Origin of the sequence: Algoriphagus namhaensis (assembly GCF_042649705.1) — a bacterium.
GTDB lineage: Bacteria > Bacteroidota > Bacteroidia > Cytophagales > Cyclobacteriaceae > Algoriphagus > Algoriphagus namhaensis.
In genome coordinates this window covers 1-14,359 of sequence record NZ_JBHRZS010000011.1, presented here as the reverse complement: position 1 = coordinate 14,359, position 14,359 = coordinate 1, and the positions used below count along the sequence as shown (strand labels likewise).

The following is a 14,359-nucleotide window of genomic DNA, read 5'->3' as shown; positions in this document are numbered from 1 at the left end:
CGGTTTTGCCTTTAATATAGTCCATGAATCAATTTATAAATAAAAAAGTAGTTTTCCGAGACCTCGGCCCAATGGATTACCAAAAAGCCTGGGATTATCAGGAAGAGCTATTTGCCGAGACGGTGGCTATAAAAATTGCCAATAGAAAGCTGGACTCAGCTGATCAAAAGGTTACACCCAATTATTTGTTGTTTGTAGAACATCCCCACGTGTACACTTTGGGTAAAAGCGGGGATGAAAAAAATCTTTTGCTTGACGCAAATGGGCTGAAAGACAGAAATGCTAGCTATTACAAAATCAACCGCGGCGGTGATATCACCTATCATGGCCCTGGGCAATTGGTGGGGTATCCGATTTTAGATCTGGATAATTTCTTCACTGACATTCACAAATATCTACGGCTTCTGGAGGAGGCAGTGATATTAACCTTGAAGGAGTTTGGCATCACGGCAGGTCGGATTGAAGGTCTCACAGGAGTCTGGTTGGATCATGAGGCACAGATAAATCCAAGAAAAATTTGCGCCTTAGGCGTAAAAGCTAGCCGATGGGTCACCATGCACGGTTTTGCCTTTAATATTAATTCGGACTTGAGCTATTTTGAGTCTATCATCCCCTGCGGGATCGACGACAAAGCAGTGACTTCTTTAGAAAAAGAACTTGGTCGTAAAATTGAACTGGAAGAAGTCAAAGAAAAAATGAGAAGGCATATCTCTGAATTATTTGAAATGAACCTTATCCTAGAATGAAAAAAGATATTGATTTCCCAAAGGTCACGGGAGTGAAACTCGCCATAGTCAAAGAAGTCGTCCAAGGTGAGACGCAATGGAGCCTATACATTCTAAATCTCAATCTAATCGAATTGAGTACAATTTTGATCAACTCAAAAGGATATGGAGAAATAGACGGGGAGCAGAAAAAAACGTCTACCCTTCGTCATGTCATTAAGGAGTTAGGACCGCAGGAATTTGCGAGAGTCGAGCACTTAGATCCCGCAGTCTTTGCACTCACCAATGAGTTTTGGGTGAGCTACTACATAATGGATCAGATTTTTGATAAAAAGTTTATCTTTACACCTGGGAGTTTTGATTCTTCGCAGATTCGAATGATTCCCGAACTTGGAATGGAAGGAGTTCTTCATTCATAAATTTTTGCCTATGGCAGATTTTTTCAATGTACTTAGCGAGGTCCTTTTTTTGGATATCGAAACAGCATCGGGTTTTTCCGACTTCAATGAGTTACCCACTCGACTTCAAGACGAATGGCTAAAAAAAGAGCGCCTATTGGATCGAAGTGAAGAGGAATTCGAGCCAGGATCAAAGTATTTTGAAAGAGCAGGTATATATGCTGAATTTGGGCAAGTGGTGAGTATCGGTGTTGGCTTTTTTGTGGTGGACACCAAAGAAAAATCACTTTTCCTCCGAACAAAAGTTTACAGCCATGAGTCTGAAAAAGTGCTTTTGGAAAAATTCAAAAAACTCCTTACAAAAAAAGCTTGGACACTTTGCGCGCACAATGGCAAGGAATTTGACTTCCCATACCTGAGTCGCAGAATGCTCATCAATGCCATCCCTCTTCCCGAACCCTTGCAGATGGCAGGGAAAAAGCCTTGGGAAATTCGGCATCTTGACACCCTAGAATTATGGAAGTTTGGGGACTACAAACATTACACCCGACTGGAGTTATTGGCCTCCATTTTTGATATTCCCTCTTCCAAAGATGACCTTGACGGGAGTCAGGTCAATCACACCTTTCACATCGAAAAAGACATCGCAAAAATCAATAAGTACTGTCTGAAAGATGTGGAAGTAACCGCTAGAGTATATCTGGCAATGAATCCGCAAGCAGAAGAATTCACCTTTTCGGTGATTCATTCTGAAGAAACAAATTAAAGACAAGGACAAGAGTAGGTCGCGGACCCATTAATTTTTACCTTGTTTACACATTAATCACCCCCTATAATGGGAAGAAACAGTAGAAAAAAATCAACCTCAAGAAAAGGATCAAAAAGTCAGAATTCGGTAGACTTATCCAGAGTCCTTCTCAAATTTTTAAATGCCCACTATGGTGAGCAGTATAACGCTAAGCAACTCATCAAAAAGCTTGAAATCAGAGACTCCCTAACGAAAGGAGCAGTGGAGCCCACACTTCACCGAATGGCGCAAGATGGGCTTGTCTCAAAAAGTCCAAGAAATTACTTTTCGTCCAGTGCAGATCCAGATTTTATCGAAGGAAAAGTAGATTTTGTAAATCCGAGATTTGCATTTATAATCCCAGATGATCCCGAAAAAACGGATGGAGACATCATGGTAAAGGAAGCTAACCTGAAGCAAGCTTTACATGGTGACAAAGTTCGTGTGATGGTATTTCCCATGAAGGGAAAAACGGGCAAGCAAGAAGGCCGTGTTTTGGAAATCGTCAAGCGCGACCGAGATGAATTTGTTGGCCGAGTGGAAATTTCCCCTCGCTTTGCTTTTGTCGTCCCGGATTTCAGAAAAATGCACAAAGATATTTTTGTCCATCGGGGAGATCTGAATGGAGCGAAACACAATGAAAAAGTGGTGGTCAAGCTCACTGAATGGAGGGATGGAGACAAAAACCCAACAGGCACAGTCACTCAGGTTCTCGGCAAAGCGGGCGAACATGAAGTAGAAATTCACTCCATCATGGCGGAATTTGGGCTTCCCTTTGAATATCCCGCTGAGCCAAATGCTGAAGCAGAGTCTATTTCAGACAAAATTTTAAGCAAGGAAATCGCAAAACGAAAGGATTTCCGCGGTGTGACCACATTCACCATTGATCCTGATGATGCCAAAGATTTTGACGATGCCATATCTTATCGAGAATTAGAAAATGGGAATCTGGAAATCGGTGTTCATATCGCAGATGTGACGCACTATGTGAAACCAGATACAGCACTAGAAAAAGAAGCATTTCATCGGGCCACCTCGGTTTACCTTGTAGACCGAACCATTCCCATGCTCCCAGAGCGACTGAGTAACGGACTCTGCTCCCTTCGGCCAAATGAAGACAAGCTTACGTTTGCCTGCGTTTTTGAAATGACTCGCGATGCTCGAGTTGTAGATCATTGGATTGGGCGCACGGTGATTCATTCAGACCGTAGATTCACCTATGACGACGCCCAAGGCAATATTGACTCGCAGTCTGGTGATTTTTTCCAAGAACTCACTTTGCTCAATGAAATGGCCAAAAAAATCCGTAAAAAGCGATTTGACCACGGTGCGGTGAATTTTGAAACTGTGGAGGTGAAGTTTGATTTGGATGAAAAGGGTACTCCTTTGGGTCTCCGAGTAAAGGAGCGGAAGGACATTCACAAGTTGATTGAGGAGTTTATGCTACTCGCCAATAAGTACGTAGCCGAATTTGTATTTAAAAAACGAGCTGGAAGAGACACCTTTGTATACCGAACTCACGATGCTCCCGATATGGATCGATTGGATACTTTTGCCAACTTCGCGACGCGTTTTGGTCACAAACTTGAAATGCAAAGTGAGGCTAAAATTTCAGGAGCTTTGAATAAGCTCATGGAAGAAATCCAGGGCAAACCTGAGCAAAATGTCTTGGAGCAATTAGCCATTAGGAGTATGGCCAAGGCCAAATATACTACCGATCCAAAAGGACATTTCGGACTGGCATTCGCACACTACACCCATTTCACCTCACCTATTCGTCGATATCCTGATATGATGGTGCATCGACTTCTTCAGCACTACCTTGACAATGGTAAGTCCCCTGAGGTGGACCCTTGGGAAAAGAAATGCGAACACTCTTCTGAGCGAGAAAAAAATGCAGCAAATGCCGAGCGGGCTTCGATTAAATACAAGCAGGTAGAATTTATGGCTTTGGCTGAGGAAAAAGATTATGATGGAATTGTCAGCGGAGTCACAGAATGGGGAGTATTTGTCGAAATCACAGAAACCAAGTGTGAGGGAATGGTCCGACTCCAAACGATGGATGATGATTACTACGATTTTGATGAGAAAAACATGCGCTTGATCGGCAGCCGAACAAAAAAAATGATCACTTTGGGAGACAAAGTACTGGTTCGTGTAGTTAATACCGATATTGATCGCAGAACGATAGACCTCGAATTTGTTAAGAATGACGCATAAAACCCTCAGCCAAGAGCTACTGAGCAAGCTGGAGCAATACCTCTCCGAAATTAATTTTGGTGAATCGCCCAAAGAACTATACGAACCGCTCACTTATATTTTGAGTCTCAGTGGAAAAAGAATCAGACCAATTCTGAGCCTACTCTCTTATGGCATGTATCAAAAAGACGTGGAAAGCATCATGCCGCAGGCAGCCGCTATTGAGGTATTCCACAATTTTACACTGATGCACGACGACATTATGGATGAGGCTCCAATCCGGCGAGGAAAGCCAACAGTGCATGAAAAGTGGAATGCAAATACTGGAATCTTGTCTGGAGACGTCATGCTGGTAAGAGCCTATGATTTGCTTCTCCATACTCCTGCCGATAAACTCCATACGGTGATTAAGGACTTCAATCGGACTGCAGCTGAGGTTTGCGAAGGGCAGCAATTTGACATGAATTTCGAAAGCTTATCCTCTGTAAAAGAATCGGATTATATCAATATGATTCGACTCAAAACAGCTGTTTTGTTGGGCTTTGCGCTTCAGCTTGGAGCCACACTTGCAGGAGCTTCAAAAGCTGATATTGATAAACTTTATGATTTCGGAGTAAACATTGGTGTGGGTTTTCAGCTTAAGGACGATCTACTGGATGTCTTTGCCGATCAGTCAAAATTCGGAAAGCAGGTAGGTGGAGATATTATCTCAAATAAGAAAACCTTTTTGTTGATCAAAGCACTCGAACTAGCAAAAGGTGAAGAGGCTACCAAATTGAAAAGCTGGATTACCAAAGAGTCTTTTGACAAAGAGGAGAAAGTGGCTTCAGTAACTGGAATCTACAATTCTCTTGGAATCAAAGAACTCACAGAAGCAAAAATGAACGGCTACTTCGAACTCGCTTTTGAGGGTTTGGCTTCTATATCATTCCAAAATAAGGAGTTTTACCAAGAGTTGAAAGCACTGGCCGAAATGCTAGTTCATCGAGAAAAATAAGATGGATTTATCACTCACCGTTCTTTTGATTATTGGCACCTGTGCAAGTAGTATTTATGGGTTCAATAAGCCTGAATTTCTAGATCGCTGGATGTTTAATCCCTACCAAATTCATCATAGAAAACAGTGGGACCGATTTGTTCTTTCAGGACTCATCCACAAGGATTACATGCATCTGCTGTTCAATATGTTTACCTTCTATTTTTTTGGGGCAGTCGTTGAGCAATTCCTAAACTTTCAATTTGGCTCCACGATCGGTGGACTCATATTCGTTACGTTTTATTTAGCGGCCATCGTTATTTCAGATATCCCAACTTACTTAAAGTATAAAGACAATGCCTATTACCGGGCACTTGGAGCTTCGGGAGGAACAGCGGCGATGGTCTTTTCTAGTATCATTATTTTGCCTCTAGCCGATATTTGCCTTTTTGGTATCCTCTGTCTGCCAGGATTTATTTTAGGGGTGTTATTTTTAATTTATTCTTATACCAAAGGAAAAAGCGGAGGGGATAATATCAATCATGATGCTCATTTGTATGGCGCGCTTTTTGGAATAATTTTCATTCTAGTGCTTTCACCAGGAAGCGGCCTTACATTTATAGATCAAGTATTGAATTATCGTCCATTCTAAAAAACAAAGATGCCGTCCCAAGTATTGAGACGGCATCTGTTTTACCTATGAACTGGACTATTTTTTCTCGTCCAGTTTCATTTTCATCTCATCAATATTCAGAAGTTTGGAGATCTCGTCTTGCTCCACTTTTCTAAATCGAGCGAGTTGCACATCAATCTTTTCTACTAACTCGCCTCGCACTTCTTGAGCTTGATCCGTAGGAGGATAGCTTCCATTTCCTACCACAGAATTTAAATGCGCCAATTTGTTATTCAATCGAATCGGGAAATTCAATGGATCCTGACCACTCTTGTTTTTGGTTTGATACAAGGTCTCTTCTATCTGCGTCAATTCCGCTTGTATCTGCTCAAGATTAGCAGGTTTGGTATCCATGCTATCCAATTCTGCCCTGTAATTTCGGATCAATTTTATCGTACGGTGAACTTCCGTAAGCTTGTCACGAACTCCCAGCATAAACTCATACTGTGCTTCAAGATCTGCTTGACTAGACTCGTATCTTGGATCTGCCAGTATCTTAAAGTCTTGCTCTTGAGTCTCACCATCTACGGTCATTCTCACCGAATAGTCCCCCGGTGGAACCTTTGGACCGCGAAGATTGGCAGCCCACATAATGAGTCCATCAAAGCCTTCAGCATCATCCACAGCCAAATTCCAATTAAACTCATTGCTTCCTGCCTTTACTTTCAGAGTGTCTCCATTGATTCCTTTGGAAGAAAAGGTTTTTAAAACCTGCTTTTGTCTGTCTAGAAACTCAATCTTGATTTCCTCGCTTGGCTCATCATTGATATAATAATATACCAAAACACCACCAGCCCGATTGGTCCCATCTGTCAGGCTCTTTCTACTCGAACCATCCATTCGATAAGAATCCTGAGGTTTGAACAAATGCATTGACTTGCCTTTGATATCTGGAGTCGCTTGATGTAAAACTGTCAAATCATCAATGATCCAAAAAGATCGACCCTGGGTAGCAGCGATCAGGTTATTGTCCTTTACTGCCAAATCAGTAATCGGAACCGTCGGTAAGTTTAACTGTAAAGAATGCCAGCTTGCTCCATCGTCTTTGGAATAGTACATCGCAGTCTCGGTCCCTGCATAAAGCATCCCCTTCATGGCGGGGTCTGCCCGAATCACTCGGGTGAAATGCTCTGAATCGATGCCTGAAGTAATTTTGGTCCAAGTCTTACCATAGTCCTTGGTCTTGTATAAATACGGCTCAAAGTTTCCGAATTTATAACCTGTCGCTGCGAAATAGGCTTCCCCTGCATCAAAAGGACTAGCCTCAATGCTATTGATCTGAAGCCATTCAGGCATATCCGTCGGAGTGACATTTTGCCAAGATACTCCATTGTCTTGCGTCACATGAACAAGACCATCGTCCGATCCAGCCCAGATGACTCCTTGCTTAAGCGGAGACTCCGCTGCAGTAAATATCGTAGCGTAATATTCTACACCTGTATTGTCTTTTGTAATTGGTCCACCAGAAGGACCCAATTTGGAAGGATCGTTACGAGTCAAATCCGGTGAAAACACTTCCCAACTTTGCCCTTCATTAGTCGATCTATGGAATCGATTACTCGTAGTATAGAGCATATCCGAATCGTGAGGAGAAAAGAAAATTGGGAAATTCCACTGAAATCTATATTTCATATCCTCAGCTCCATGACCCATTGGATTGTTAGGATACACATTCACAGAACGTGAAATCCCTTTATCATGATCTACCCTCGTCAAATAACCACCGTATGATCCACCATAAACGATGTCATTGTTATCTGGATCAGGCGCAAGCCATCCACTTTCCCCTCCAGCAGACGGCTCCCAGTCCTCTTCACTGATACTTCTGCCATCATTTCTATGATTAATTCTAACCGTAGAATTATCCTGTTGAGCACCGTAAATTCTATAGGGGAAACTATTATCGGTTGTCACCCGATAAAACTGCGCGGTAGGTTGGTTCATATATGTGGTCCAATTTTTTCCTCCATCTTCGGAAATCTGCGCACCTCCATCATCAGCAATGATCATCCGCTGATTGTTTTCAGGATCTATCCACAGATCGTGGTGATCACCATGTGGAGCATTGGCGCCTTTAAAGGTTTTGCCTCCATCAGTGGATTTATGATAGCTCACGTTCAATACATAAACAGTTTCTTCATCCTGAGTATCTGCATAGATTCTTGAATAGTACCAAGCACGTTGTCTAAGATTCCGATCCTCATTGGTTTTAGTCCAAGTCTCACCAGCATCCATCGACATGAATACTCCGCCATTTTCATTTTCCACGATTGCAAAAAGCCGATTGGAATTTAGAGGGGAAACTGTGATTCCGATTATCCCTAAGGTGCCCTGCGGAAAGCCTTCCTTCTCGGTGAGATCTATCCAAGTCTTTCCTCCATCCGATGATTTAAATAGACCAGATCCAGGTCCGCCGCTTTCCAAGCTGTACGGAGTCCGTTTGATTTCCCATGTTGAGGCATAAAGAGTTTCTGGATCATTTGGATCCAAAATCAAATCAACAGCTCCTGCTTGGTCATTGGTGAACAAAACCTTTTCCCAATTTGCTCCACCATCTACAGTTTTATAGACGCCGCGTGTTGGGTCTGGCTTGAAAAGATCACCCAAGACGGCAGCATAAACCACGTCTTCATTGTCTGGGTGAATGCGTAGGCGGGATACAAATCTACTCTTTTCCAACCCTGCTCTGGACCAAGTCTCTCCCGCATCTGAACTTCTCCAAACCCCATATCCAAAGGAAACATTTCCACGAACTGTCTTCTCGCCACCACCTGCATAAACTACGGCAGTATCGCTCTGAGCTACAGCTACTGCACCCATCGATCCTCCAAAAAATCCATCTGACATAGGTTTCCAGGTCTTGCCAGCATCCAATGTTTTCCAGATTCCACCTCCTGCTGAAGCGAAATAATAATTTGTAGTACTTCCGGGGACACCGGTCACTCCGTCGGCCCTTCCTCCTCTAAATGGACCAATAAGTCGCCAGCTTAATGCATCATAAACCGTCGAATCCGGTACCTGTTGTGCTTGCACATAAGGAGGTAAAATTAAGAGTTGGATGCAAATGGCCAGCATCCAGTAAAAAGCTTGCTTTTTCATAAGTTTTTGTTAGGTGGTTTTTCAACCTAGAAATTAGTAATTGTCTATGCAATTCCCCAATAAATATGATTAAAGGCAAGGAGAAATTATAGAGCATAAAAAAAGCTCCATATCACTATGGAGCTTCTAAACTTATTGTTTTCTGCTTAAGCTTCTGCTGGCAAAACACTTACGTAAGATCTGCCATCTGCCTTCTTACGGAAAGTTACCACACCGTCTGCTTTTGCAAAAAGCGTGTGGTCTTTACCACAACCCACGTTCTCACCTGGGTGATGCTTAGTACCTCTTTGTCTAATGATGATGTTGCCAGCAATCACTTGCTCGCCACCAAATTTCTTCACGCCCAATCTTTTGGAGTGAGACTCTCTACCGTTTTTGGAACTACCGACGCCTTTCTTATGTGCCATGGTTTTATTCTTTTATGTTTCCCAATGGAAAACTTACAGTGAAATATTTTCTATCAAAACTTTGGTGAAGTCCTGTCTGTGGCCATTTTTCTTCTTATAGCCTTTTCTTCGCTTCTTTTTGAAGACGATGACTTTATCACCTTTGACATGCTCTAGGACTTTCCCAGATACCTTGGCTCCTGCTACTAGCGGAGCTCCTACTGATACAGTGCCGTCGGCTTCTGCCAACAAGACCTGATCAAATTCCACGGAAGCGCCAGCTTCTACATCCATTTTTGGAGCGTAGACGTGCTGATCTTGTGCTACTTTGAACTGCTTTCCTGCGATGTTTACAATTGCGTACATGTGATCTAAATATTCTTAGTCGAAATCGGAGTGCAAATATAAGAAAGACAACGAGAAGAAAAAAGCCCAGTTGGAAAAAAGCCTGAGTTAATTCCAAACTTGAATTTCAACAACCAAAACGAGTAAAACTAACCTTTACTTTGTTTCACAAAAGATCGACAAAGCTTGTCACGAAAGTAGAGGACCTAAATGTAATTTCATCTACTAATCAGACTTACAGTTACTTATACATACGCTTTCCCAAGATTCATTTTTTGAATATCAGTCAATTTTTCTTTGAATTTTGGTAAGAGGAAGTTTTTTAAATTTTTTTCAACTTTTTTGATAGGTCCAAAAATGGCTAATTTTTTAAAGTATCACTACCATTGATTAAATACAACTTATTTTTTTTCAATGATTTATATAGTTTTTGACTATTATTCAATAATCAACCTAAAGCAGCACTTGAAGGATTTTTTTTATGGGTTTTGCTTCACATATTTGTTCAGAGGCTGTCGAGAAATCGCGGCCTTTTGTCCCCCTAAGCATTTGAAGAGAAGAAATAATAATCTAACTCTTTGTATAACAAGTAAACTAAAGTAAAGAATGAATCAGGAACCTATTTTAGAAGAGAACGACGGAAGATTTGTACTGTTCCCAATCCAACACGACGACATTTGGCAATTTTACAAAAAAGCAGAGGCGAGTTTCTGGACAGCAGAAGAGATTGATTTGAGTCAGGATTTATCTGATTGGAAGAATCTTAGCGATGGAGAAAGACATTTCATTTCGCATGTTCTTGCATTCTTTGCCGCTAGTGATGGAATTGTAAATGAAAACCTTGCGGAACATTTTGTTTCTGAAGTACAATATACTGAGGCTAAGTTTTTCTATGGTTTCCAAATTGCCATGGAAAATATCCACTCTGAAACTTACAGCCTTCTGATCGATACTTATATTAAGGATAATGCAGAAAGAGATAAGTTACTAAATGCAATCGAGCATATTGACTGTGTAAAGAAAAAAGCGGATTGGGCTTTGAGATGGATCGACAATGGAAACTTCCAGGAACGTCTTATTGCCTTTGCAGCAGTTGAAGGGATTTTCTTCTCCGGTTCATTTTGCTCTATTTTCTGGATGAAGAAAAGAGGTTTGATGCCTGGCCTCACTTTCTCCAACGAATTGATTTCTCGTGACGAAGGGTTGCACTGTGATTTCGCTTGCCATCTATACACGCAGCATATCCAAAATCCACTTCCAAAAGATACGGTAACTCGAATTATTGAAGATGCCGTTGAAATAGAAAAGGAGTTCGTGACTGACGCACTACCTGTACGCTTAATCGGAATGAATGCAGACTTAATGTGTCAATACATCGAGTTTGTAGCAGATCGATTATTGGTCGAACTAGGCTGTGAGAAAGTCTGGAACAGCACCAATCCTTTTGATTTCATGGACATGATTTCATTACAAGGTAAAACCAACTTCTTTGAAAAGAGAGTTGGAGACTATCAGAAAGCAGGAGTGATGAGCTCCACCGAAGGCAAAGAGTCTAACGGTATCGCTTTTGACTCTGATTTTTAAGAATTAAACTTTTCCACCAACCCATAAAACCAATTTAAATGTTAGTAATCAAGCGAGACGGAAGAAGAGAATCCGTCAGGTTCGACAAAATCACAGCTAGAATTGAAAACCTATGCTATGAACTGGATCCAAAGTTTATCCAGCCCATCGAAGTGGCGAAAAAAGTCATCGACGGACTGTATGATGGTGTCACGACCACGGAACTTGACAACCTTGCTGCAGAGGTTTGCGCGTCACTGACGGTGAAGCACCCAGACTACGCTATCCTAGCAGCCCGTATCGCTATTTCCAATCTTCACAAAACCACCAGTCAGTCTTTTTCAAATACTATGAAAAGACTTTACACCTATATCAATCCAAAGACAGGAGCTAATGCTTCACTGATTGATATGGAGGTATATGGTATCGTCAAGAGAAACGCAGCTAGACTAGATGCGGCAATTGATTACAAGCGCGACTTTGGTTATGATTTCTTTGGATACAAAACATTGGAGCGAAGCTATCTCATCAGGTTGGATGGAAAAGTAGTAGAGCGACCTCAGCATATGCTCATGAGAGTGGCTATCGGAATTCACAAAGAGGATATCGATGCTGCGATAGAAACATATAATTTACTTTCAGAAAAGTGGTTTACTCATGCTACCCCTACTCTCTTCAATGCGGGTACACCCAAACCACAGCTCTCTTCATGTTTCCTTCTCACCATGAAGGACGACAGTATTGATGGTATCTACGATACATTGAAGCAGTGTGCTAAGATCTCTCAATCAGCCGGTGGAATTGGACTATCAATTCATCATGTGAGAGCAAAAGGTTCGTATATCAAAGGAACCAATGGTCAATCAAACGGAATTGTGCCAATGCTTAGAAACTTCGATATGACCGCAAGATATGTGGATCAAGGAGGCGGAAAGCGCAAAGGAAGTTTCGCAATATATCTTGAGCCTTGGCATGCGGATATCAAAGAATTTTTAGAGCTTAAGCGAAATCACGGGAAAGAAGAGATGCGCGCTCGGGACTTATTTTACGCACTTTGGATTCCAGATCTTTTCATGAAGCGTGTTGAAGAAAATGGCTCTTGGTCACTCTTCTGTCCAAATGAAGCCCCAGGGTTATCAGAATGTCATGGGGAGGAATTTGAGCGCCTATACACCAAGTATGAGCGTGAAGGCAAGGCCAGAGAGACTATCAAAGCCCAAGAGCTATGGTTTGAGGTGCTTGAGTCTCAAATCGAAACAGGGACACCTTATATGCTCTACAAGGATGCAGCGAATGGCAAGTCCAATCAGAAAAACCTGGGAACGATCAAATCATCTAATCTTTGCACCGAGATCATCGAGTACACCTCTCCTGACGAGGTTGCGGTTTGTAACCTTGCTTCAATCGCACTCCCTAAATTTATCAGTGAAGGGCCTGATGGCAAAAGATTCTTTGACCATAAAAAGCTGTATGATATCACAAAAGTTGCTACTCGAAACCTAAACAAGGTAATAGATGTAAACTACTATCCTGTAGAAGAAGCCCGGAGATCCAACTTCAGACACAGACCGATCGGACTTGGTATCCAAGGCTTGGCAGATGCTTTTATCATGTTAAGAATGCCATTCGATTCTGATGAAGCCAAAGGTTTGAACGAGGACATCTTTGAAACCATCTACTATGCGGCCATGGAAACATCTATGGAAATCGCCAAAGTAGAAGGAACCTACGAAACATTCGAAGGATCTCCGGCCTCAGAAGGAATTTTCCAGTTCGACATGTGGGGTGTTACCCCTAAGTCAAATAGATGGGATTGGACCTCACTACGTGAAAAAGTCAAGAAATTTGGTTTGAGAAACTCCTTATTAGTTGCACCAATGCCAACAGCGTCTACGTCTCAGATTTTGGGTAACAACGAGTGCTTTGAGCCATACACTACCAATATTTATACTCGAAGAACTCTTTCTGGTGAGTTCGTTGTAGTGAACAAGCATTTGATGAAAGATTTGATCAAGCTAGGTCTCTGGAATGACACTATGAGAAATAGGTTAATTGCAGCCAACGGTTCTGTCCAAGATTTGCCTGGCGTTCCACAGCACATCAAGGATCTTTACAAAACCGTATGGGAAATTTCTCAGAAGGTAGTGATCGACATGGCAGCCGATCGAGGTGCATACATTTGTCAGTCACAGAGCATGAATGTGTTCTTGCAGGATCCTAATTTTGGAAAACTGACATCAATGCATTTCTATGCTTGGAAAAAAGGACTGAAAACAGGTATGTATTACCTAAGATCACAAGCTGCTACAAGTGCGATCAAGTTCACCTTAGACAAAACAGGCTTCGATACCAAGGATGCAAAAGCACTCAAAGAAGAGGAGGAAGCAAGAATACAGCAAGAAGCAGCAATAGCCTGTTCCATCGACAATCCGGATGATTGCGAGGCTTGCGGAAGTTAATATTTTAAGAGTTCGTTAATTGTTAAAAAGCGTTTGAGTGTTTCAAACGCTTTTTTTGTACATTCTAGCTTAAACGAATGGTAATGAATATCGAAAACATCAAGTCCAAACTCCAAACACTAGATCCTAATGCTGAACCAGAGTTTGGAGTAATGACTCCACAACACATGATCGAGCACTTAATTCTTACGGTCAAGCTCTCTTATGGTAGAATTAAAATCCCTCATTTCGAACCAACGGAAAAGCAGCTCCAGCAAAAGAAAACCCTTTTATATGAATTGGATGAATTTCCAAAGGGTATCAGAGCCCCAGGCTTAGGAGATAATTTACTCCCCCTTCGTTTTCAATCTTTGGATGAGGCTAATAACGAATTATTAGAAAGCATAGAAAAATACAAGGAACACTTCAAAGAACAACCAAATTCAACTCCCATTCACCCACGATTTGGTGGATTGAATAAAAGCGAATGGGATTTATTTCACACGAAACATTTCAAACATCATCTTTCGCAATTTGGCCTTTAAGAATGCCTTGCACAGATGACTGGCAAACCGTACTCGCTTCAATAGCTGCTTCTTCTACTTATAGATTTAAGTCTATTGATTTCCAATGATAAATCCCTAAAGTCTGAAACGCAAAAAAGCCAGCTAGATAGCTGGCTTTTAAATAATGTGGCGGCGACCTACTCTCCCAGGTGTAACCCCAGTACCATCGGCGCTGCAGGGCTTAACTTCTCTGTTCGGGATGGG

12 protein-coding genes and 1 rRNA gene are annotated in these 14,359 nt (G+C 41.8%); 9 read left to right on the top strand and 4 right to left on the bottom strand.

Features of this window, described 5'->3' with window-relative positions; genetic code table 11:
* The first annotated feature begins 23 nt into the window (after positions 1–23).
* From lipB to ACFOSV_RS17245, 6 genes are all read left to right on the top strand, one after another.
* Positions 24–746: a lipoyl(octanoyl) transferase LipB gene (lipB, locus tag ACFOSV_RS17270; RefSeq protein ID WP_377907329.1), complete on the top strand. Its 723-nt coding sequence runs from the start codon at positions 24–26 to the stop codon at positions 744–746.
* Entirely contained in the window at positions 743–1,144 is a 402-nt protein-coding gene (locus ACFOSV_RS17265) for a hypothetical protein (RefSeq protein ID WP_377907328.1), read from the top strand. Before lipB ends, ACFOSV_RS17265 begins: the two co-directional genes overlap by 4 nt.
* Positions 1,145–1,154: 10 nt before the next feature.
* A complete protein-coding gene (locus ACFOSV_RS17260; RefSeq protein ID WP_377907327.1) occupies positions 1,155–1,889 on the top strand; it encodes a 3'-5' exonuclease in 735 nt (244 codons plus the stop codon).
* A gap of 69 nt (positions 1,890–1,958) precedes the next feature.
* Complete coding sequence (gene rnr, locus ACFOSV_RS17255) at positions 1,959–4,130, top strand: ribonuclease R (protein WP_377907326.1); 2,172 nt, start codon at positions 1,959–1,961, stop codon at positions 4,128–4,130.
* On the top strand, positions 4,120–5,106 hold the full coding sequence (locus ACFOSV_RS17250; RefSeq protein WP_377907325.1) for a polyprenyl synthetase family protein: 987 nt from the start codon (positions 4,120–4,122) through the stop codon (positions 5,104–5,106). Before rnr ends, ACFOSV_RS17250 begins: the two co-directional genes overlap by 11 nt.
* A 1-nt stretch (position 5,107) precedes the next feature.
* Positions 5,108–5,737, top strand: a complete 630-nt coding sequence (locus tag ACFOSV_RS17245) for a rhomboid family intramembrane serine protease (protein WP_377907324.1) — start codon at positions 5,108–5,110, stop codon at positions 5,735–5,737.
* Positions 5,738–5,794: 57 nt separating this feature from the next.
* Here ACFOSV_RS17245 and ACFOSV_RS17240 read toward each other — a convergent pair whose 3' ends face one another.
* From ACFOSV_RS17240 to rplU, 3 genes are all read right to left on the bottom strand, one after another.
* Positions 5,795–8,857, bottom strand: coding sequence for a WD40/YVTN/BNR-like repeat-containing protein (locus ACFOSV_RS17240; RefSeq protein ID WP_377907323.1), 3,063 nt, complete (start codon positions 8,855–8,857; stop codon positions 5,795–5,797).
* Between the two features lie 146 nt (positions 8,858–9,003).
* Positions 9,004–9,264, bottom strand: a complete 261-nt coding sequence (gene rpmA / locus ACFOSV_RS17235) for a 50S ribosomal protein L27 (protein WP_377907322.1) — start codon at positions 9,262–9,264, stop codon at positions 9,004–9,006.
* 33 nt (positions 9,265–9,297) lie between these two features.
* Positions 9,298–9,609 carry a 50S ribosomal protein L21 gene (rplU, locus tag ACFOSV_RS17230; RefSeq protein WP_377907321.1) on the bottom strand — a complete coding sequence of 104 codons (312 nt, stop codon included), beginning with the start codon at positions 9,607–9,609 and terminating at the stop codon, positions 9,298–9,300.
* 585 nt (positions 9,610–10,194) lie between these two features.
* Between rplU and ACFOSV_RS17225 the strand changes: the two genes are divergently transcribed.
* The 3 genes from ACFOSV_RS17225 (at position 10,195) to ACFOSV_RS17215 (ending at position 14,134) form a co-directional block, all read left to right on the top strand.
* The gene (locus ACFOSV_RS17225; RefSeq protein WP_377907320.1) at positions 10,195–11,172 is read left to right on the top strand and encodes a ribonucleoside-diphosphate reductase small subunit; all 978 of its coding nucleotides are present in this window, start codon (positions 10,195–10,197) and stop codon (positions 11,170–11,172) included.
* Between the two features lie 38 nt (positions 11,173–11,210).
* The gene (locus ACFOSV_RS17220) at positions 11,211–13,610 is read left to right on the top strand and encodes a ribonucleoside-diphosphate reductase subunit alpha (RefSeq protein ID WP_377907319.1); all 2,400 of its coding nucleotides are present in this window, start codon (positions 11,211–11,213) and stop codon (positions 13,608–13,610) included.
* A gap of 83 nt (positions 13,611–13,693) precedes the next feature.
* A complete protein-coding gene (locus ACFOSV_RS17215) occupies positions 13,694–14,134 on the top strand; it encodes a DUF1569 domain-containing protein (RefSeq protein ID WP_377907318.1) in 441 nt (146 codons plus the stop codon).
* 145 nt (positions 14,135–14,279) lie between these two features.
* Here the strand turns inward: ACFOSV_RS17215 and rrf are convergent.
* Positions 14,280–14,359: ribosomal RNA gene (gene rrf / locus ACFOSV_RS17210) — 5S ribosomal RNA — on the bottom strand; the annotation flags it as partial.

Coding starts and splice junctions, on each gene's coding strand:
- rnr (WP_377907326.1), top strand. CDS start 1,959: ATGGGAAGAAACAGTAGAAAAAAATCAACCTCAAGAAAAGGATCAAAA.
- rplU (WP_377907321.1), bottom strand. CDS start 9,609: ATGTACGCAATTGTAAACATCGCAGGAAAGCAGTTCAAAGTAGCACAA.
- ACFOSV_RS17225 (WP_377907320.1), top strand. CDS start 10,195: ATGAATCAGGAACCTATTTTAGAAGAGAACGACGGAAGATTTGTACTG.
- ACFOSV_RS17215 (WP_377907318.1), top strand. CDS start 13,694: ATGAATATCGAAAACATCAAGTCCAAACTCCAAACACTAGATCCTAAT.
- ACFOSV_RS17260 (WP_377907327.1), top strand. CDS start 1,155: ATGGCAGATTTTTTCAATGTACTTAGCGAGGTCCTTTTTTTGGATATC.
- ACFOSV_RS17240 (WP_377907323.1), bottom strand. CDS start 8,857: ATGAAAAAGCAAGCTTTTTACTGGATGCTGGCCATTTGCATCCAACTC.
- rpmA (WP_377907322.1), bottom strand. CDS start 9,264: ATGGCACATAAGAAAGGCGTCGGTAGTTCCAAAAACGGTAGAGAGTCT.
- ACFOSV_RS17245 (WP_377907324.1), top strand. CDS start 5,108: ATGGATTTATCACTCACCGTTCTTTTGATTATTGGCACCTGTGCAAGT.
- ACFOSV_RS17265 (WP_377907328.1), top strand. CDS start 743: ATGAAAAAAGATATTGATTTCCCAAAGGTCACGGGAGTGAAACTCGCC.
- ACFOSV_RS17220 (WP_377907319.1), top strand. CDS start 11,211: ATGTTAGTAATCAAGCGAGACGGAAGAAGAGAATCCGTCAGGTTCGAC.
- lipB (WP_377907329.1), top strand. CDS start 24: ATGAATCAATTTATAAATAAAAAAGTAGTTTTCCGAGACCTCGGCCCA.
- ACFOSV_RS17250 (WP_377907325.1), top strand. CDS start 4,120: ATGACGCATAAAACCCTCAGCCAAGAGCTACTGAGCAAGCTGGAGCAA.